At 62.2% G+C, this 18,205-nt stretch carries 19 protein-coding genes; 14 read left to right on the forward strand and 5 right to left on the reverse strand.

From position 1 onward, the window contains the following. The first annotated feature begins 270 nt into the window (after window positions 1-270). On the forward strand, window positions 271-1,500 hold the full coding sequence (locus SB772_RS06955) for a D-alanyl-D-alanine carboxypeptidase family protein (RefSeq protein ID WP_410832535.1): 1,230 nt from the start codon (window positions 271-273) through the stop codon (window positions 1,498-1,500). 87 nt (window positions 1,501-1,587) lie between these two features. Further along, window positions 1,588-1,857, forward strand: a complete 270-nt coding sequence (locus SB772_RS06960) for a DUF493 family protein (RefSeq protein WP_410832536.1) — start codon at window positions 1,588-1,590, stop codon at window positions 1,855-1,857. 22 nt (window positions 1,858-1,879) lie between these two features. On the opposite strand, the gene SB772_RS06965 is transcribed toward SB772_RS06960, so the two are convergent. Beyond that, entirely contained in the window at window positions 1,880-2,848 is a 969-nt protein-coding gene (locus tag SB772_RS06965; RefSeq protein WP_410832537.1) for a transcriptional regulator GcvA, read from the reverse strand. A gap of 98 nt (window positions 2,849-2,946) precedes the next feature. Here SB772_RS06965 and SB772_RS06970 point away from each other — a divergent pair, with 98 nt between their 5' ends. The 3 genes from SB772_RS06970 to lipA all read left to right on the forward strand — a co-directional run bounded on the left by SB772_RS06970 (window position 2,947) and on the right by lipA (window position 5,109). Continuing rightward, window positions 2,947-3,273 (forward strand): DUF2917 domain-containing protein, encoded by a 327-nt coding sequence (locus tag SB772_RS06970; RefSeq protein WP_410832538.1) that lies wholly within the window; start codon window positions 2,947-2,949, stop codon window positions 3,271-3,273. A gap of 83 nt (window positions 3,274-3,356) precedes the next feature. Then, window positions 3,357-4,082 carry a lipoyl(octanoyl) transferase LipB gene (lipB, locus tag SB772_RS06975; RefSeq protein WP_410832539.1) on the forward strand — a complete coding sequence of 242 codons (726 nt, stop codon included), beginning with the start codon at window positions 3,357-3,359 and terminating at the stop codon, window positions 4,080-4,082. 13 nt (window positions 4,083-4,095) lie between these two features. Beyond that, the gene (gene lipA, locus SB772_RS06980) at window positions 4,096-5,109 is read left to right on the forward strand and encodes a lipoyl synthase (RefSeq protein WP_410832540.1); all 1,014 of its coding nucleotides are present in this window, start codon (window positions 4,096-4,098) and stop codon (window positions 5,107-5,109) included. Window positions 5,110-5,225: 116 nt separating this feature from the next. Here lipA and SB772_RS06985 read toward each other — a convergent pair whose 3' ends face one another. Together SB772_RS06985 and SB772_RS06990 are read right to left on the reverse strand one after the other, a co-directional pair. Further along, the gene (locus SB772_RS06985; RefSeq protein WP_410705087.1) at window positions 5,226-5,360 is read right to left on the reverse strand and encodes a hypothetical protein; all 135 of its coding nucleotides are present in this window, start codon (window positions 5,358-5,360) and stop codon (window positions 5,226-5,228) included. A 56-nt stretch (window positions 5,361-5,416) separates the two neighbouring features. Then, a complete protein-coding gene (locus SB772_RS06990) occupies window positions 5,417-5,860 on the reverse strand; it encodes a hypothetical protein (RefSeq protein WP_410832541.1) in 444 nt (147 codons plus the stop codon). A 275-nt stretch (window positions 5,861-6,135) separates the two neighbouring features. Here SB772_RS06990 and tauA point away from each other — a divergent pair, with 275 nt between their 5' ends. The 3 genes from tauA to SB772_RS07005 are packed head-to-tail and all read left to right on the forward strand — an operon-like array spanning window position 6,136 to window position 8,863. Next, window positions 6,136-7,158 carry a taurine ABC transporter substrate-binding protein gene (gene tauA / locus SB772_RS06995; RefSeq protein WP_410832542.1) on the forward strand — a complete coding sequence of 341 codons (1,023 nt, stop codon included), beginning with the start codon at window positions 6,136-6,138 and terminating at the stop codon, window positions 7,156-7,158. A gap of 41 nt (window positions 7,159-7,199) precedes the next feature. Beyond that, entirely contained in the window at window positions 7,200-7,997 is a 798-nt protein-coding gene (locus SB772_RS07000; RefSeq protein ID WP_410832543.1) for a taurine ABC transporter ATP-binding protein, read from the forward strand. Beyond that, window positions 7,994-8,863 (forward strand): ABC transporter permease subunit, encoded by an 870-nt coding sequence (locus SB772_RS07005; RefSeq protein ID WP_410832544.1) that lies wholly within the window; start codon window positions 7,994-7,996, stop codon window positions 8,861-8,863. Before SB772_RS07000 ends, SB772_RS07005 begins: the two co-directional genes overlap by 4 nt. A gap of 61 nt (window positions 8,864-8,924) precedes the next feature. On the opposite strand, the gene SB772_RS07010 is transcribed toward SB772_RS07005, so the two are convergent. Continuing rightward, window positions 8,925-9,608 carry an HAD family hydrolase gene (locus tag SB772_RS07010; RefSeq protein WP_410832545.1) on the reverse strand — a complete coding sequence of 228 codons (684 nt, stop codon included), beginning with the start codon at window positions 9,606-9,608 and terminating at the stop codon, window positions 8,925-8,927. A 212-nt stretch (window positions 9,609-9,820) separates the two neighbouring features. Between SB772_RS07010 and SB772_RS07015 the strand changes: the two genes are divergently transcribed. After that, on the forward strand, window positions 9,821-11,488 hold the full coding sequence (locus SB772_RS07015) for a Na/Pi cotransporter family protein (RefSeq protein WP_410832546.1): 1,668 nt from the start codon (window positions 9,821-9,823) through the stop codon (window positions 11,486-11,488). A gap of 66 nt (window positions 11,489-11,554) precedes the next feature. Here SB772_RS07015 and SB772_RS07020 read toward each other — a convergent pair whose 3' ends face one another. Further along, a complete protein-coding gene (locus SB772_RS07020) occupies window positions 11,555-12,325 on the reverse strand; it encodes a DeoR/GlpR family DNA-binding transcription regulator (protein ID WP_410832547.1) in 771 nt (256 codons plus the stop codon). A gap of 572 nt (window positions 12,326-12,897) precedes the next feature. Here SB772_RS07020 and ugpQ point away from each other — a divergent pair. The 5 genes from ugpQ (at window position 12,898) to SB772_RS07045 (ending at window position 17,816) form a co-directional block, all read left to right on the forward strand. Continuing rightward, window positions 12,898-13,683 (forward strand): glycerophosphodiester phosphodiesterase, encoded by a 786-nt coding sequence (ugpQ, locus tag SB772_RS07025; protein ID WP_410832548.1) that lies wholly within the window; start codon window positions 12,898-12,900, stop codon window positions 13,681-13,683. Window positions 13,684-13,781: 98 nt separating this feature from the next. After that, the gene (locus SB772_RS07030) at window positions 13,782-14,894 is read left to right on the forward strand and encodes an ABC transporter substrate-binding protein (RefSeq protein ID WP_410832549.1); all 1,113 of its coding nucleotides are present in this window, start codon (window positions 13,782-13,784) and stop codon (window positions 14,892-14,894) included. Window positions 14,895-14,999: 105 nt separating this feature from the next. Beyond that, window positions 15,000-15,938 (forward strand): ABC transporter permease, encoded by a 939-nt coding sequence (locus SB772_RS07035; protein ID WP_410832550.1) that lies wholly within the window; start codon window positions 15,000-15,002, stop codon window positions 15,936-15,938. Then, on the forward strand, window positions 15,935-16,726 hold the full coding sequence (locus SB772_RS07040) for an ABC transporter permease (RefSeq protein ID WP_410832551.1): 792 nt from the start codon (window positions 15,935-15,937) through the stop codon (window positions 16,724-16,726). The genes SB772_RS07035 and SB772_RS07040 overlap by 4 nt, the downstream gene beginning before the upstream one ends. Before the next feature lie 19 nt (window positions 16,727-16,745). Beyond that, window positions 16,746-17,816 carry an ABC transporter ATP-binding protein gene (locus SB772_RS07045; RefSeq protein WP_410832552.1) on the forward strand — a complete coding sequence of 357 codons (1,071 nt, stop codon included), beginning with the start codon at window positions 16,746-16,748 and terminating at the stop codon, window positions 17,814-17,816. Window positions 17,817-18,205: the final 389 nt, after the last annotated feature.

Here is an 18,205-nt window from a genome sequence, read left to right on the forward strand (position 1 = left end):
ATCGCCGCCCATCGGACAAAGTTACCAGGATAGCACGCGTATAATGAGCGCTCTTTTTTGGGCGCAGCACCGCCCATCCGGCAGTTCGCGCGACGCGTAGCACCAGGCGCGCGCAGCGGTGCCGGATGCGAGGCGTGCTGCGCGAACCGATCGCGTGGCCGGAAGTCCAATGGGCGCCGTGCCGTGTTTTACACGGCCAGACGCTCGCCGACCGGCTCTTCCAAACCATGCGCCCTGAGCGCGATGCATTTTTCTGCACGAATCGACCCTATGCGTTTTTCCACCTCCGGCCGCACGTTGTTCCCCTCAGTTGCTTCCTTCGTTCCCAATACGCTTAGTCGTGCCGTGACCCTCGGCATCGTGTTGCCGGCAACGCTCGTTGCCGGCACGGCGTTCGCGCAAGTGCCGCCGCCCGCGGTGAACGCGCGGTCGTGGGTGCTCGTCGACGCAACCAGCAATCAGGTGCTCGCGTCCGGCAATGCCGACGAGCGTGTCGAACCGGCATCGCTGACCAAGCTGATGACCGCATACCTCGTCTTCGAAGCACTGCAGACGAAGAAGATCACGATGGAACAGACGGTGATGCCGAGCGAAGCGGTGCGCCGCGTGCGCACGGACGAATCGCGCATGTTCGTCGAGGCGAACAAGCCGGTGACCGTGCACGATCTGGTGTACGGCATGATCGTCCAGTCGGGTAACGACGCGGCGATCGCGCTGGCGGAACTGGTCGGCGGCAGCGAGGCGCAGTTCGTCAACATGATGAACACCGAAGCGCAGCGCCTCGGCATGAAGAACACGCATTTCGCCGATGTGAACGGCATGCCCGACCCGCAGCACTACACGACCTCGGGCGACCTCGCGATCCTGTCGGCGCGTCTGATTCGTGATTTCCCCGACTACTACAACATCTTCTCGGTCAAGGATTTCACGTACAACAAGATCAAGCAGCCGAACCGCAATCGTCTGCTGTGGATCGATCCGTCGGTGGACGGTCTGAAGACCGGCCACACGCAAGCCGCCGGTTACTGCCTGATCGCGAGCGCCAAGCGTCCGCTGCCGGGCGTGAACGACGCGTCGCGCCGTCTCGTTTCGGTGATGATGGGCGAGGTCAAGGAACACGACCGCGTGCAGGACAGCCTGAAGATGCTGAACTACGGCTACACCGCGTATGACACGGTGCGTCTGTACAAGACGAATCAGGTGGTCGGCACGCCGCGCGTCTACAAGGGCGCGCAGGACACCGTGCAGATCGGCGTGAAGAGCGATCAGTACATCACCGTGCCGAAGGGTATGGGCGACAAGGTGAAGCCGCAGGTCGAGCAGATCGATCCGCTGATCGCACCGATCGCCAATGGTCAGCAGGTCGGCACCGTGAAGCTGGTCGGCGACGGCAAGGTGCTGGCGCAATTCCCGGTGGTCGCATTGCAAGCCGTGCCGCAAGCCGGCGTGGTGGGCCGCGTGTGGGATTCGTTGATGTTGATGTTCAACAAGAAGAAGTAAGCGCCCGACAGACGTAAGCGCCCGACGCCGATGAAGGAAGCGCAAGAGGCGCAGCAAGGAGTAGCAAGGTGTAGCAAGGAGTAGAGAATGAGTCCCGAGAACGAGTCACTGTTTGAGTTTCCCTGCGATTTCCCGATCAAGATCATGGGCAAATCGCATCCCGAGTTCGCCGAAACGATTGTCTCGGTGGTTCGGCAGTTCGATAGCGAAGTCGACGGCATGCGGGTCGAAACGCGGCCGTCCAGCGGCGGCAATTACACTGGTTTGACGGTTACGGTGCGTGCAACGAGCCGCGCGCATCTTGACGACATCTATCGCGCCCTCACCGGGCATCCGATGGTGAAAGTAGTGCTTTGACGTCAGGCGATTTTGATTGCGCTCAAGGCGTGGCGTGCAATGCGTCCGCCGATTGATCGGCGCTTGCCGCGGGTCCCACCGCGCAAGCCTGGTCGAAAAGCTGTTTGAACCGTCCCACTTCGTCGAATACCCAGTCGTGGAATGCCTTGACCCGCGCGGTTTCGAGCATTTGCGGCGGGCAGACGAAGTAGTACTGCCACGGGCTCGGCCCATCCACATCGAATAGCCGTACGAGGCGGCCCGCCGCGATCTCGTGCATTGCCAGCGAGCGCCGTGTGAGCGCGACGCCCTGGCCGTCGATGGCCGCCTGCAGCAAATTCGACGAATCCTGGTACAGCACCCCGCGCTTCGGCTCCGGCCAGTCGGTGAGGCCGGCAGCGTCGAACCACGGGCGCCAGAGTTCGTCGTCGGAACGCAGCAGCGGGACTTTGGCCAGATCGGCGGGCGTTTGTGGCAGCTTGCCGCCGTTGAAATTCGGCGCGCAGGCCGGAAAGAAGATCTCCTCCAGCAGTAACTCCGCGTGCAACCCCGAATATTTCCCAAAGCCGAAACGGATCGCCGCGTCGACGTCGTCGCGCGCGAAGTCCGTCAGTGCGTTGGTGGACAGCAGTTCGAGGTCCCACTGCGGATGCGCCTCGATAAAACTGCCGAGCCGTGGCGTCACCCAGCGCGCCGCGAACGACGTCAGCATCGACACGACCAGGCGCCGCTCGCGGTCGCCGGCGCGGATTTCGCGGGTGGCGTCGGCGAGCGCCATCAGCGCGGTGCGGACGTGCGCCGCATAGCGCCGGCCGGTCTCGGTGAGCCGCACGCGTTTGCCGTCGCGGGCGAACAGCGTGACGCCCAGCTCCGCCTCCAGCGCCCGGATCTGGTGGCTGACGGCGCCGTGCGTCACGAACAGTTCGTCGGCCGCGCGCGAGAAGCTCTCGTGGCGCGCAGCGGCTTCGAAAGCCTTGATGGCGTTCAGTGGGGGCAACTGCCTGAGGTCCATCGCAATATTTCTCACATAGAGGTGAAAATAGATCGTTTTGCGTAAGCCCTTGCTACGCCTACGATTGTAGCCACGAAACGAATTTTGGCGAGGGCATCATGCGAGAAATTTCCTCTAGCATCGCGTTTGAAATCCGTAACGGCGAAACCGTGCCGATGAAGGTGGTACGCAGCACCAAGCTGGTCGTGCACGGCGGCGCCGTATGGGTGACGCGCAGCGACGATACCGAAGACTACTGGCTGCAGCCCGGCCACACGCTGAGGCTGCGGCGCGGCGAGCGTCTGTGGCTGAGCGCCGAGGGCAACACGCAGGCGAGGGTGGCGTTTTCGGTGCCGACGCGTTGCGACGAGCGGGCGCTGAACTGGCTCGCGCGGGTCGGCGAACGGCTGGCGGCACGGATGCGCGGCGGCTGGCGCACAGTTTGAGCACAGGCGGCGCCACGGCGGCGGGCATGGCGCCGTGAGCGCTTCCGGCGGGGATTGCCGGATTTCGGTAAACTGGCGCCATCATGTGCGCCACCCCGGTTTCCCCGTCTCCACTGCCCGCCACGGCGCCGCTCACGCTGCGCTGGCGGGGCAGCGAACCTTATGAGGCCAGTTTCGACGCGATGCGCGCGTTCACCGACGAGCGCACCGCGGACACCCTCGACGAAATCTGGCTGGTCGAACACCCCCCCGTCTTCACGCTCGGCCAGGCCGGCGATCCGGCGCATCTGCTGGCCGCCGACAGCGGCATTCCGCTTGTCAGAGTCGATCGCGGCGGGCAGATCACGTATCACGGGCCCGGGCAGGTGATTGCCTATCTGCTGCTCGATTTGCGCCGCCGCAAGCTGATGGTGCGCGAGATGGTCACGCGGATCGAGCAGGCCGTGATCGACACCCTTGCGGCGTATAATCTCGCCGGAGAACGCAAGGCGGGCGCCCCTGGCATCTATGTGGCGCCCGGGCCGGACGCCGGGCTGCACGCTGGCGCCAAGATCGCCGCGCTGGGTCTGAAAATCCGCAACGGCTGCAGCTATCACGGCGTCAGCCTGAATGTGAAGATGGATTTGCAGCCGTTTCTGGCCATCAATCCGTGCGGCTACGCGGGGCTCGAAACAGTCGATATGGCGACGCTGGGCGTCGCTGCCGGCTGGGACGAAGTGGCCCGAACCTTTGCTGCATGCCTCACCGCAAACCTCGACGGCAGTCCCGCGGCCGTCGCCCAACCGCAGGCCGGTGCGCTCACCGCCTGACTGGACCGAACGAATGACTGACGTTACCGCGAATCTCGCCGCCTCTCCCGCTCCTGATGCCGTGCCGGCTACCACCGTTGCCACGGCTTACGACGCGACCGCCAAGCAGAAGGCGCAAGCCAAAACCGCTCGCATTCCGATCAAGATCGTCCCGATCGAAAAGCTGAAAAAGCCGGACTGGATCCGCGTCAAAGCGGCCACCGGCAATTCGCGCTTCTACGAGATCAAGCAGATTTTGCGCGAGCACAACCTGCACACGGTGTGCGAGGAAGCCAGCTGCCCGAACATCGGCGAATGCTTCGGCAAGGGCACCGCGACCTTCATGATCATGGGCGACAAATGCACGCGCCGCTGCCCGTTCTGCGACGTCGGCCACGGCCGCCCCGATCCCCTCGATGTGGACGAACCGGGCAACCTCGCTCGCACCATCGCAGCGTTGAAGCTGAAGTATGTGGTGATCACCAGCGTGGACCGTGACGATCTGCGCGACGGCGGCGCGGCACACTTCGTGGAATGTATCCGTCAGACGCGCGAGCTGTCGCCGGAAACGCGCATCGAAATTCTGACGCCGGATTTCCGCGGCCGCCTGGATCGCGCGATCGGCATTCTGAACGCCGCACCGCCCGATGTGATGAATCACAACCTCGAAACGGTGCCGCGTCTGTACAAGGAGGCGCGTCCGGGTTCGGATTACGCGCATTCGCTGAAGCTGCTGAAGGACTTCAAGGCGCTTCATCCGGACGTTGCAACGAAGTCCGGCTTGATGGTCGGCCTTGGCGAAACCGAAGAAGAAATTTTACAAGTGATGCGCGATCTGCGCGAGCACGACGTGGATATGCTGACGATCGGCCAATATCTGCAACCGTCGGAGCATCATCTGCCGGTGCGCTCGTACGTGCATCCGGACACGTTCAAGATGTACGAGGAAGAAGCGTACAAGATGGGCTTCACGCACGCCGCCGTTGGCGCGATGGTGCGCTCGAGCTATCACGCTGATTTGCAGGCGCATGGAGCTGGAGTGGTCTGATCGGTTTGAATAGCTGGTAGTTTGAAAATGCAAAGCCCGCACTTGTTGCGGGCTTTTTTTGTGGCGAGGTGCCGGGTTGGGGCGCTGGAGTTGCACCCGAGATTGACGCGAAGTCGCTAGCGGTAGTAGCGCGCAAGCAGCATGGAAATCGAGGCCAGTATTCCGCCGATGCCGACGAGGGGGTACATGAAATCGATAATGCGATTGCGCAGCGCGCGGTTCTCGATAAGGTAGTCGATGACATTGGGCATTGCGGTCCTCCCTGTGGATTATTTTTCAGGAGTATAGCTTGGGTGCTCCTGATTAGTTAGGCTAGCGAATAATGAGATATCGAAAACGATGCCGCAACGATTGCCGTCATGAACAACGAAATCCACATGAGTCCTCGATCAGGCGCGTCGACGTAACGATATGCGGGGTGCGGCATGGAATCGGCGGCGCCGAACGATACGATCAGGCAAGCCACCACAATGAACAGAACATGCCAGAGTAGTCCCGCCAGCATGAAGGCTCTAGCGCTGTCTGTCGATGCGTCGCCGAGCGTACCTCCAATCTCATAGCAGGCGCTCGCGCACATCGAAATGACGACCCACAGCAGTTGCCCGTCTTGGATCGCTCTTATGGCGATGCCTCTTGAGGTCTGCCTATAGAAACGCGAGAAGCCCAATAGAGGCAACAAAGCAATTGGCGCAAAAACAGGCACGCCGACATTAAAGAACAACCAGCTCAAGCAGCTAAGGAGATCGATCATAGGAATGCGAATTGAAGGCAACCCAGCGATCATCCCGTCAGCGGCAAAGCGCGGTCAATCCGCCAAACGGCCAGGTTGCACAAAGGCATCCAGAGCTGCAATCATCCGCTTGAACCGATCCACCGCCCATCGCAACAGTCACACCTATCCGATTCAGCGCGAAAAGCATTGCTCGAACAGCGTGATTAGCAATGGCGGATTAATTAGAACCGGGCGTGGACAAACTCCCTATAGTCAGAAGCCTCCCAGACAACACACACTAAAGAGGCTTCTCGATGAATCGCTTCCTCCGCCCGCTCGCCGCATTCGCTGCGCTGCTCGCACTGTCCGCACCGCTTGCCGGCACCGCACATGCGGACACCAAAGAAGTCGTGATCGCGTATCAGGACATGGTCGTGCCATGGCGCTATGCGCAGGCCACCGGCGAAGTCGAGAAAGCCACTGGCTATAAGGTCACCTATCGCAAGCTCGGCAGCGGCGCCGACGTGATCCGCGGCCTGGCCTCCGGTTCGGTGCAACTCGGCGAGGCAGGGTCGAGTCCGATCGCGTCAGGGCTGTCGCAAGGCGTCGATATTTCGCTGTTCTGGATTCTCGACAACATCAACGACGCCGAAGCGCTGGTCGCGCGCAACGGTTCCAACGTCACGAGCGTCGCAGGTCTGAAGGGCAAGAAGATCGGCGTGCCGTTCGTGTCGACCTCGCACTTTCATACGCTGGTCGCGCTGCAGAATGCCGGCGTGAATCCGTCCGACGTGAAGGTCGTCAACTTGCGCCCGCCTGAACTCGCGGCAGCGTGGGAGCGCGGCGACATCGACGCGACCTACATCTGGGACCCTGTGCTGGCGAAGGTGAAGAAGAACGGCAAGGTACTGATTACGTCGGGGCAAGTTGCACAGCAAACCGGCAAGGCGACCTTCGATGGCTTCGTCGTCGATCGTAAGTTTGCTAGTCAGAACGCGGAGTTCGTCGCGCGTTTCGTGAAGGTGCTGGCCGTGACCGATGCGAGCTACCGCGATCGCCCGTCGGCATGGAGCGCGACTTCGCCGCAGGTCGAAGCCGTTGCGAAGGAGTCCGGCGCCACCGCGCAGGAGGTGCCGGCGAGCCTCGCGCTGTACGCGTTCCCGACGCCGGCGCAGCAGGCTTCGAATGCATGGTTGGGTGGCGGCGCGCAATCCGGCGCGGCGAAGTCGCTGGCTGCCACCGCTGCGTTCCTGAAGGCGCAGGGCACGATTCAGAACGTGCTGACCGACTACTCGACCGGTGTCGATCCACAATTCGTGCAGCGCGCCGCGCATTGATCGCTTTGCATGGTCTTCCACCAGCATCATGAGGTTCGGCGATGACCGGTCTTGAGATCCGGCGATTGCAGGTCGCCTACGAAGGTGCGCACGGCGCCGCGCCGCACGTCGCGCTCGCCGATGTCGATCTGCGGATCGAACCGGGCGAGTTCGTCGTCGCGCTGGGTGCATCGGGCTGCGGCAAGACGACCTTGCTGAACTGCATCGCAGGCTTTATTCAGCCGACCGAAGGCGAGGTGCGGCTGAACGGCGAACCGGTGCGCGGGCCGGGTGCGGATCGCGGTGTCGTATTCCAGAAGTACGCGTTGATGCCGTGGCTCGACGTGCTCGAAAACGTGGCGCTCGGATTGCGCTTTCAGCGCGTGCCGAAGGCGGAGCGCGAGCGCATTGCACGGCGGATGCTGGCGCTTGTCGGGCTCGAACAGCACACTCGCTCGCGGGTCTACGCGTTGTCCGGCGGTATGCAGCAGCGCGTCGGCATTGCACGCGCGCTGGCGAGCGATCCACAAGTCCTGTTGATGGATGAGCCGATGGGCGCACTCGACGCAATGACGCGCGAGTCGATGCAGGAGCTCGTGCTGGACGTCTGGGGGCGCACGCGTAAGACGGTGTTTTTCATTACGCACAGCGTCGAAGAGGCGCTGTTTCTGGCGACCCGTCTCGTCGTGATGACGCCGGGCCCAGGAAGCATCGCCGACAGCTACGACCTGCCGTTCGCACAACGCTTTCTCGAGACACGCGATGCCCGCGCGGTGAAGTCGTCGGCGGAGTTCATCGAATGGCGGGAGCGGCTGGTGCGACGCTTGCATGAAAGTAATCGGGAAGAGGTGACGTCATGACGGCGTCGCGGGAATCATTAGGCAATCTGCCGCTGGCCCAGGCGGACGAGCCGCCACGGAACAAGGCGCGGCCGGTACGCGGCTGGCGCTTGCCGGGCGAAGGCCCGACCGCGGCGTTGAGCGCAGTCTCGGTGACCGCGCTCGCGGCGCTGTGGTGGCTTGCCACGCATCTGCACTGGCTGCCGCCGTTGTTCCTGCCGACGCCGGAGGCCGTCTGGGCCGCGTTTCTGGACGCGTGGCACGGACGTATTCAAGGCGGCTTGCCGCTATCCCAGCACCTCGCATGGAGCGCGCTGCGCGTGTTCGGCGCGTTCGCACTGGCTGCGTTCACCGCAGTGCCGATCGGTATCCTGATGGGCGTGAGCCGGGTCGCGCGCGGTTTGCTCGATCCGCCGCTGGAGTTCTACCGGCCGCTGCCGCCGCTCGCGTATCTGCCGCTGGTGGTGATCTGGTTCGGGATCGACGAGACGGCGAAGATCGTCGTGATCTATCTCGCCTGCTTCGCGCCGATCGCGATGGCTGCGCGTGCCGGTGTGCGCAGTGCGACCATCGAGCAGATTCATGCGGCGTATTCTCTCGGTGGCCGCTTCGCGCAGATCGTGCGCTACGTGGTTTTGCCGGCGGCGTTGCCGGAGATTCTGACCGGCCTGCGTATCGCGATCGGCTTCGGCTGGACCACCCTGGTCGCCGCCGAGATGGTCGCCGCCACAGCGGGACTCGGTCAGATGGTGCTCAACGCATCGAGTTTTCTGCGTACCGACGTGGTGGTGATGGGCATCGTGCTGATCGGACTGATCGCGTGGCTGTTCGATCTCGGCATGCGGGCGCTGGAGCGGCGGCTGGTGCCGTGGAAAGGGCGCGTTTAACCGTAGCGTGGTCTAAGCACAGCATGGGCCACGCGCCCAGGCAAACCACATTAGGGAGACCTCAGGCAAACAGTTCGATCACCGGCCAGCCCCGTTCCGTGGCGATGGTGCGCAATCGCGGGTCGGGATTGGTCGCGACCGGATGCGTGACACGTTCCATCAAGGGCACGTCGTTGATCGAGTCGCTATAGAAGTAGCTCTGCGGAAAATCCTGCAAGCGATGGCCGAGCGAGGCCAGCCAGCTCTCGGTGCGCGTGATCTTGCCTTCGCGGAAGGTGGGTACGCCGACCGCGGTGCCCGTGTAGCGCGCCAAAGGATCGTCGCCTTCAGTGGCGAGTTCGATCCCGAGCAGATGTTCGAAGCCGAGCGCCTTGCCGATCGGCGTCGTGATGAACACGTTGGTGGCGGTGACAATGCAGCACAAGTCGCCTGCTTCGACATGACGTTGTACCAGCTCGCGCGCTGCCGGCAGGATTGCCGGCGTAATCACGTCCTGCATGAACTGGGCATGCCACGTGTCGAGTTGTTCGCGCGAATGGCGGGCGAGCGGCGCCAGTGTGTAGTTCAGATAGGCGGCCATATCGAGCGTGCCGGCCACATATTGCCGGTAGTAGCCGTCGATTTCCTCGGCATGCCGCGTAGCGCCTTCTATGCCCAATCCAGCGATGAAGTGCGCCCACGCCTGATCGCTGTCGAGCGGCAGCAGCGTGTGGTCCAGGTCGAACAGCGCAAGATTGCGGCTCATCGAATATCCTCAGCGTCGGGTTTTCAAGCGGACTGCCGCGCTAACGAACTCGTTGGCGCACAGCAGTCCACGGCTTTGCGCGAGCGTATATTTAAAAGCACAAAATTACAATAAGGCAAATTTGTGCAACACTACAGTCATACACCCCGGGTGCCGGTTTGCGCGGCATGCGGTTCGGGTCATGACAGCAGGAACGGAATGCGTAGTGGCTTATGCTGATTCTCCTTAACCTTCTGGCCGGTGTGGCGCTGCTCGTATGGGGGTCGCACATCGTCCGCACCGGCATCCTGCGGGTACTCGGCGCCGACCTGCGCGGCGCGCTCGGGCGCAGCACCAGCAGCCGCTGGCGGGGCTTCCTCTCCGGTGTCGGCGTAACGAGCCTCGTGCAGAGCAGCAATGCAACCGCGGTGATCGTCACGTCGTTTGCGGCGCAGGGTCTCTTGCCGCTTGCCAGCGGCCTCGCGATCATGCTTGGTGCCGACGTCGGCACCGCGTTGATGGCACGGCTGCTGACACTCGACCTGTCATGGCTGTCGCCGATCCTGATTCTGTTCGGTGTGCCGCTCTTTCTATCGCGCAAGCAGACCCGTGTCGGCCAGGTCGGCCGCACGCTAATCGGGCTTGGCTTGATCCTGCTGGCGTTGCACCTGATCGTCGAAGCCGCCCAGCCGATGATGCAAGCCGCCGGCGTGCGCGTGATGTTCGGCGCGCTGACCGGCGACACGATGCTCGATGCGCTGGTCGGCGCGGCGTTCGCCATGCTCTCCTATTCGAGCCTCGCGGCGGTATTGCTGACCGCGACGCTCGCGTCGTCCGGTGTGATCTCGTTGAAGGTGGCGCTGTGCCTCGTGATCGGCGCGAACCTCGGCAGCGGCTTGCTGGCGCTGATCGGCACTGTCGCGCAGAACGCGGCGGCGCGGCGTCTGGCGTTGGGCAGTCTTGCGTTCAAGCTGACCGGTGCGCTACTGATCCTGCCGTTCGCACCGTTGCTCGCGCGCGCTCTGCCGGTGTTGATCGCGAATCCGCGCGAAGCGGTGGTCGGCTTTCACCTGATCTACAACACGTTGCGTTGCTGTGCGTGCCTGTCGCTGATCGATCCGGTGGCGCGCATTTGCACGCGCGTGTTGCCGGACCGGCCGCAGCCGAACGGCGAACTGCGGCCGCTGCATCTGGATGCCGCCGCGCTTTCCACGCCGACGCTCGCGCTCGCGCATGCCGCTCGCGAAGTGCTGCGCATCGGTGACATCGTGCGCACCATGCTCGACAACGTGACGGAGCTGATCCATCACAACAATCTCGACAAAGCGCGCGAAACGGTGCGCATGGACGACGACGTGGACGAACTCTACGCCGCGGTCAAAAGCTATCTGACGCTGGTCTCCCGGGAGCAACTCGACGAGGCCGATAGCCGCCGCTGGACCGACATCATTTCGCTGACAATCAACCTGGAGCATGCGGGCGACATCATCGAGCGGATCGTGACCGATATCGAGGAGAAGAAGATCGCGCATCGTTTGTCGTTCTCCGAGGAAGGGCTCGGCGAACTGGACGATTTGCAGACGCGCCTCGTCACCAATCTGCAACTCGGGCTTTCCGTGTTTCTGAACAACGATCTGCGTTGCGCGGAGCGCTTGCTGGCGGAGAAGGAACGTTTTCGCGACTTGGAGCGCGCATATTCATACAAACATCTGGACCGGCTCGCGGGACAAAGCTTGCGCAGCATCGAGACCAGCGCGCTGCATCTGGATCTGATCAGCGACATGAAGCGGCTCAATTCGCTGTTCTGCGCGACGGCCTATCCGATACTCGACGCAGCCGGCGCGCTGCGCGCCACGCGCTTGCACAAGCGCGTGCTCGACACGATGCACGTGAAGGAGTAGGCGGCTATCCGGCTACGGGTCGCAAGCGCCGTGTATGAGAAAATCACACGCAACTCACACGAAACACTAAGCCAGAACGATCTCTTCCAGCTTCCTCTTCAGCGATGCAAAGTCGGCGGCTTCAGCCGCCTTTTTGTTGGTGATCAGCACGTCTATGCGATCGACCGGACAGTACGAAATCCGGCTGCGCTGGCCGATCTTGCTGTAGTCGGCGAGGATCACGACGCGGTCCGCGTTGGCGACCATGGCGCGCGCCACTTCGGTTTCGCCGTGATCGTAGTTGGTCGCGCCGTGCCGGTGATCGATGCCTACCGGCGAGAGCAGCGCCATGTCCGCACGATAGCGCTGGATGTCGAGCACGGTGGTGGCGCCGGTGGTCGCCATCGCGCGATCGCTGATCGAGCCGCCCAGCAGGATGACTTCGTTGGCCGCTTCGGTTTGCTCGACGGCGCCGCGCATTTTCAGTGCGACGTCGATCGAATTAGTGACGATCGTCAGGTTCGCCAGTTTCGCCAGCTCCTCGGCTAGCGCCGCGGTGGTGGTGCCGGCGTCGATAAAAAGCGTCTGGCCACTGGTAATCAAGCCGGTGGCCGCCTTGGCGATCGCTGTCTTCGATTTGACGCGCATGTGCGCGCGCTCGGCGATCGGTGCTTCGTCCCCGGGTTTGATCGCGCCGCCGTGCACGCGCCGCAACTCACCGAGTGCTTCCAGATCGAGCAAATCGCGCCGCACTGTTTCGCGCGACACGCCGAGGTCCGCCATGATGCGTTCGGTCGACACGCGTTGAAGCGTCGACAGCAACGCGCGAATTCTCTGATGACGGTCTTCCTGCCACATGCATTTTTCCCTGGATGCGAACGCGTTCACATGGCTTTGTTTTAACTACGACATCGTTGACACGGATGTGTGTCTGGACGATGTCAAGCGTACTACTTTAGCCGAATTGTGTTGTATTTTTTTGGTAGCTTGCAAGTTTGTGTATTTAACCTTAGCCTTCGCAGATCGGAAGCTCACGCCTATTTCGAACACGAAATGTTCGAAAAGGAATTGGAATATCCCGTTTCGAGCATTTTGGGGCGTTCTTTGACAATTTGATTGACCGCCCCGTTGCCATCATGGATCGTGGCATTCGTCGGACGAACGATTCGCCGGTGCGTGTGGTGCCGCTGGAACGCTGCACGGTTCCTCATCCTGACGATGAATGCAGATGCCGGCGCCATTGAAGTATTGGGTATTGGCCGTGCCGCCCACTATCGCGGCGTTACCCGTTAGCGCGATACTACGCGCGGGGCTCGAGCGTGAGGGCTGCACAAAACGGCGTTCGTGATGGCGGCGGTGGCAGTTGGCAGTTGGCAGTTAAAAGCGTGTCGAGAGCAAATTAACGCGCTCTATCTTGAAGGTAACGAGACGTGGGAAACGGGATTAATCGGGCTATATCCGCAGACTGGCCGTATCCGAGGCTGATCGCGCATCGCTGCGGCGGCACGCTGGCTCCGGAGAACACGCTCGCCGGTTTCGACGCGTGCGTACGCTACGGCTACCGGATGGTCGAATTCGACGCCAAGCTCTCCGCCGACAACCAGCTCTTTCTGTTGCATGACGATACGCTGGAGCGCACCACCAACGGCCTCGGCGCCGCTGCAGAACACACGTGGCACTCATTGGCTGGGCTCGACGCGGGCGCCTGGTACGGGCCGCAATTCGCGGGCACGCGCCTGCCGACGCTCGCCGAAGCGGCCGAGCGTTGCGCGCGCGACGGCATCGCCGCCAACATCGAAATCAAACCGTGTCCGGGCCGCGATGAGATCACCGGCGTTCTGGTGGCAAGCGGCGCGCTGACGCTTTGGCAAGCGCAGACGCCGCCACTGCTTTCATCGTTTTCGTTCGACGCGCTAGCCGCTGCGCGCGATGCGGCGCCCTCATTGCGGCGCGGCGTGCTATTCGAAGATGTGCCGGCGGACTGGCTGCGCATCGTGCGTGAGTTGGACTGCGTGTCGTTGCACGCGAGTCACCGGCATTTGACCGAACCGTTGGTCGCCGGGATCCATGCGGCCGGATTGCGCGTGCTGGCCTACACGGTGAACGACCCGGAGCGCGCGCGGTTGCTCGCGCAGTGGGGCGTCGACATGATTTGTACCGATCGCATCGACAGACTGGAACACGACATGTTTTCCGCACCGGCGAATCCGGGCTGAGCATGGGGCGAGCGAGCAGGAGTACAAGCGTGCGCCCACAGAACCCGAATCAAGAAATTTTCCAAACGTAGCAATTTCGGCAGAGGATGGGGAAGACTATGAACCGCACCGCGTTAGCACGTTTACTTTCGATGTCGGCCGCTGCGGGTGTTGCCGCAGCCGGCGTGAGCAGCGCCTCGGCTGCGCCGCTCGACACACTGATCGCAGCTGCGAAGCAGGAAGGTCAACTGACCGTGATCGCCTTGCCGCACGACTGGTGCAACTACGGTCAGCTGGTCGCCGGCTTTCAGAAGAAATACGGTATCAAGGTCAACGAGCTGAATCCGGATGCGGGTTCGGGCGACGAAATCGAAGCCATCAAGGCGAACAAGGGCAATAAAGGCCCGCAAGCGCCTGACGTGATCGACGTGGGTTTGTCTTTCGGTCCGAGCGCAAAGGCAGAAGGTCTGCTGCAACCCTACAAGGTGGCGACCTGGAAGTCGATTCCCAATGACTCGAAAGATGCCGACGGCTATTGGTACGGCGATTACTACGGCGTGCTTTCGTTCGAAGTGAACGCCGACATGATCGACAAGGTGCCGGCCGACTGGAGCGATCTGCTCAAGTCAGACTATAAGAATGCCGTTTCGCTGGCAGGCGACCCGCGCTCGGCCAACCAGGCGATCCAGGGCGTGTTCGCCGCGGGCCTGTCGCAGAGCAAGGGCGATGTGAGCAAGGCCGACAAAGCCGGCCTCAAATTCTTTGCCGATCTGAACAAGAGCGGCAACTTCGTGCCGGTGATCGGCAAGGCCGCGTCGCTCGCGCAGGGCACCACGCCGATCGTCGTGCGCTGGGACTACAACGCGCTGGCTGATCGCGACACGCTGAAGGGCAATCCGAAGGTGCAGGTGGTGATTCCGAAAACGGGTGTCGTCGGCGGCGTCTACGTGCAGGCGATCAGCGCCTATGCACCGCATCCGAATGCGGCCAAGCTGTGGATGGAATATCTGTATTCGGACGAAGGTCAGATCGGCTGGCTGACCGGCTATTGCCACCCGATGCGCTATAACGAATTGGTCGCGGCGAAGAAGGTCCCGCAACCGGTGCTCGACAAATTGCCGCCGCCTTCGGCGTACAAGAACGTGGTGTTCCCTACCCTGTCCCAGCAGGACGCCTACAAGGACACCATCACGAAGCATTGGGATGAATCGGTCGGCGCGAACGTGAAGTAAACGAGGCAACGCTATTTCAACGTGCAGCATGCAGTGTTGCCGATAGCGCGCCGCTTCAGTTGGGCGGCGCGCCCGGCGTTAGCCAGAAAGCCCCAAGGGTGAGCTATGAGCGCTTCATCGGATGCTGGGTCGGTGCAACCGGAATTGCTGGTTCCGCCTGTGCCCACGCCAACACCTCGCGTCGACGGTCCGGGCCGCGCGTCGCAGTTCCTGAACTGGATCGGCGTGGTGCCGTTCTTCACCTTCGCGCTGTTGTTCCTGATTTTGCCGACCGGCTTTCTGATGGTCGGCGCGTTTCAGGATTCGCAAGGCCACTTCACGCTTGCCAATTTTCGCGATCTGCTCCAGCCGGGCGTGCTCGACGCTTACTGGATCAGCTTCAAGGTGAGCGCCGCTTCCGCGCTCGGCGGCGCGGTGATCGGCTCGCTGCTCGCGTGGGCGGCGGTGCAAGGCAAACTGCCCGGCTGGATTCGTCCGACCTTGATGACGTTCTCCGGCGTCGCGTCGAATTTTGCCGGTGTGCCTCTCGCGTTCGCTTTCATCTGCACATTGGGGCGCGTCGGTCTCGTCACCGTGCTGCTGAAGAAATACCTCGGCTTCAATCTGTATTCGACGGGCTTCAGCGTGTTGAGCTTCTCCGGTTTGACGCTGACCTACCTGTACTTCCAGATTCCGTTAATGGTGCTGATCGTCACGCCCGCGCTCGACGGCCTGAAGCGCGAATGGCGCGAAGCCTGCGACTGTCTCGGCGGCACGTCGTATCAATACTGGCGCTACGTTGCGTTACCGGTGCTGTGGCCTAGCGTGCTCGGCGCCACCTTGCTGCTGTTCGCCAATTCGTTCGGCGCGGTCGCCACTGCTTATGCGCTGACCGGCAGTTCGTTGAACATCGTCACGATCCTGCTGTACGCGCAGATTCGCGGCGACGTGATGCACAACCAGAACCTCGGCTACGCGCTCGCGCTCGGCATGGTTCTCGTGACCGGACTGTCGAACGGCGGCTATATCTGGTTGCGTTCACGCGCGGAAAGGGGGCGTCGATGAAAAGCCAGTCGCGTGTGGGGGCATGGACCGCCATGATCGTCGGTTCGCTGTACTTCCTGATTCCGTTGATCGCGACGTTCGAATTCAGCCTGCGGATGAAGCGCGGCACGTATAGCTTCGAGGCGTACAGTGTCGTGCTGGCCGATCCGCGGTTTCAGGCCTCGTTCGGCTATTCGATCCTGATGGCGGTGCTGACGATCGTCGTCGGCGTGCTGCTGGTGGTGCCGACTGCATACTGGGTGCAATTGCGGCTGCCGAAGCTGCGGCCGGTGGTCGAGTTCATCACGCTGTTGCCACTGGTGGTTCCGGCGATCGTGATCGTGTTCGGGTATCTGCGCATCTATAACAGCAGTTCGATTCTGCCGCTCACCGGCAACGAACGCGCGACCGACGTATTGCTGGTGCTCGGCTACGTGACGCTATCGCTGCCGTACATGTACCGCGCGGTGGATGCCGGTTTGCGCGCGGTCGACGTGCGTTCGCTGACCGAGGCAGCGGAGTGTCTCGGCGCGAACTGGCCGACGATTCTCTTCAAGGTGATTTTTCCGAATATCCGCTCCGGCATTCTGTCCGGCGCGTTTCTCACCTTTGCCGTGGTGATCGGCGAATTCACGCTGGCGAGCCTGCTCGACCGGCCCGCGTTCGGACCGTATCTGCAATTGATCGGCGCGAACCGCGCGTATGAACCGTCGGCGCTTGCGATCATCGCGTTCGTGATCACGTGGGCATCGATGGGTTTGATCCAGGTATTCGGCTCGGCCCGCGCGCTTGGCGGCCAGAAAATTTGACGGACTGAGGCAGCGAATCATGGCTTTTCTTGAGATCGAAAATCTGCATAAGTCGTTCGGGGCGAACACGGCGCTGCATCACTTCGACATGCAGATCGAACGCGGCGAGTTCATCACCTTCCTCGGGCCGTCCGGTTGCGGCAAGACCACGGTACTGCGGATGATCGCCGGCTTCGAAACGCCGACGCGCGGCATCATCCGGCTGGACAGCAAGGACGTCACGCATCTGCGGACGCGGCAGCGCAAGGTCGGCATGGTGTTTCAGTCGTATGCGCTGTTTCCGAACATGACGGTGGCCGACAACATCGGCTTCGGGCTGAAGATCACGCATCGCCCGCAGGCGGAGATCAAAAAGCGCGTCGAAGAAATGCTGCAGCTGATCAAGCTGCCGCATCTCGGCGAGCGTTATCCATGGCAATTGTCGGGCGGTCAGCAGCAGCGCGTGGCATTGGCGCGTGCACTGGCCGGCAAGCCGCAGGTGCTGCTGCTCGACGAGCCGCTCTCCGCGCTCGACGCGAAGATCCGCATTTCGCTGCGGCAGGACATTCGCGCCTTGCAGCGCGAACTCGGCATCACGTCGATTTTCGTCACGCACGATCAGGAAGAGGCGCTGTCGATTTCCGACCGCATCGTCGTGATGAACGAAGGCCGTGTCGAACAGATCGGCTCGCCTTCGGAGATCTATAACTATCCGCGTACGCGCTTCGTTGCTTCGTTCGTCGGCACGTTGAACATCCTGGCGGGACACGTGGTGGACCCGGCCACCGGCAAGATGGCCGTCGACGGCCAGGAGCTGACAACCACGCAGGAATTGCCGCCGGACGACGCCGGCAAAAAGCGTCTGCTCGCGCTGCGGCCCGAGGCGATCGTGCTGGAGCCGGCCGCGCCTGGCCGCAACACGTTGAATGCAACGGTGGAAGAGGTGAATTTCCTCGGCGCTGTGGTGCGCATCCGGACACGCGTGAAAGACGCGGTCATTTCGCTCGACGTGTTCAACGACCCGAATCGCGGTTTGCCTGAACGGGGTCAGCCGGTGTCGCTGGGTTTCTCGCACGAGAACCTGCTGGTGCTCGAAGAAGGCGGCGCATAAAGGCCAGCCAACACCGGCAAACGGTGCTCTTCTCGACCAAAGGGGGCTGCCGAAAAACCCTCCGGGTTTTCCCGGGCTCGCCGTCTCGATGCATTCCGGATTCCCCGACAGCCCTCGCCCGGATTTCCGGAATTCCGGACGGTGGGCGTAGTGATAAGCCAAAAAACCTATATAAATCAAAGCGCTCAGGCGCGCTTTTAGCTGGCATCGACCTTGCGAAATAGATCACGCGGCCGCAACGGTCCGACAACTAAAGCAAGGAGACAACGATGTCTGATTTCCCCTCCCGGTATCTCTGAATTCGTCGTCTTGTCGCGGCCTAATGCCGTGCACGGGCGTGACGATCATTCGTTCGCATGATGCGCAGCGTGGCAGGCCATGAGCTCACC

Origin of the sequence: Paraburkholderia sp. SIMBA_030, assembly GCF_046535245.1 — a bacterium.
GTDB lineage: Bacteria > Pseudomonadota > Gammaproteobacteria > Burkholderiales > Burkholderiaceae > Paraburkholderia.

Excerpts from the sequence above, each read along its gene's own strand:
- SB772_RS06985 (WP_410705087.1), bottom strand. The coding sequence starts at position 5,360 with ATGCCCAATGTCATCGACTACCTTATCGAGAACCGCGCGCTGCGCAAT.
- lipA (WP_410832540.1), top strand. The coding sequence starts at position 4,096 with ATGACTGACGTTACCGCGAATCTCGCCGCCTCTCCCGCTCCTGATGCC.
- SB772_RS07015 (WP_410832546.1), top strand. The coding sequence starts at position 9,821 with ATGCTGATTCTCCTTAACCTTCTGGCCGGTGTGGCGCTGCTCGTATGG.
- SB772_RS07030 (WP_410832549.1), top strand. The coding sequence starts at position 13,782 with ATGAACCGCACCGCGTTAGCACGTTTACTTTCGATGTCGGCCGCTGCG.
- SB772_RS06955 (WP_410832535.1), top strand. The coding sequence starts at position 271 with ATGCGTTTTTCCACCTCCGGCCGCACGTTGTTCCCCTCAGTTGCTTCC.
- SB772_RS07020 (WP_410832547.1), bottom strand. The coding sequence starts at position 12,325 with ATGTGGCAGGAAGACCGTCATCAGAGAATTCGCGCGTTGCTGTCGACG.
- lipB (WP_410832539.1), top strand. The coding sequence starts at position 3,357 with ATGTGCGCCACCCCGGTTTCCCCGTCTCCACTGCCCGCCACGGCGCCG.
- SB772_RS07010 (WP_410832545.1), bottom strand. The coding sequence starts at position 9,608 with ATGAGCCGCAATCTTGCGCTGTTCGACCTGGACCACACGCTGCTGCCG.
- SB772_RS07045 (WP_410832552.1), top strand. The coding sequence starts at position 16,746 with ATGGCTTTTCTTGAGATCGAAAATCTGCATAAGTCGTTCGGGGCGAAC.
- SB772_RS06965 (WP_410832537.1), bottom strand. The coding sequence starts at position 2,848 with ATGGACCTCAGGCAGTTGCCCCCACTGAACGCCATCAAGGCTTTCGAA.
- SB772_RS06960 (WP_410832536.1), top strand. The coding sequence starts at position 1,588 with ATGAGTCCCGAGAACGAGTCACTGTTTGAGTTTCCCTGCGATTTCCCG.
- SB772_RS07040 (WP_410832551.1), top strand. The coding sequence starts at position 15,935 with ATGAAAAGCCAGTCGCGTGTGGGGGCATGGACCGCCATGATCGTCGGT.
- SB772_RS07000 (WP_410832543.1), top strand. The coding sequence starts at position 7,200 with ATGACCGGTCTTGAGATCCGGCGATTGCAGGTCGCCTACGAAGGTGCG.
- tauA (WP_410832542.1), top strand. The coding sequence starts at position 6,136 with ATGAATCGCTTCCTCCGCCCGCTCGCCGCATTCGCTGCGCTGCTCGCA.
- SB772_RS06970 (WP_410832538.1), top strand. The coding sequence starts at position 2,947 with ATGCGAGAAATTTCCTCTAGCATCGCGTTTGAAATCCGTAACGGCGAA.
- SB772_RS06990 (WP_410832541.1), bottom strand. The coding sequence starts at position 5,860 with ATGATCGATCTCCTTAGCTGCTTGAGCTGGTTGTTCTTTAATGTCGGC.
- SB772_RS07005 (WP_410832544.1), top strand. The coding sequence starts at position 7,994 with ATGACGGCGTCGCGGGAATCATTAGGCAATCTGCCGCTGGCCCAGGCG.
- SB772_RS07035 (WP_410832550.1), top strand. The coding sequence starts at position 15,000 with ATGAGCGCTTCATCGGATGCTGGGTCGGTGCAACCGGAATTGCTGGTT.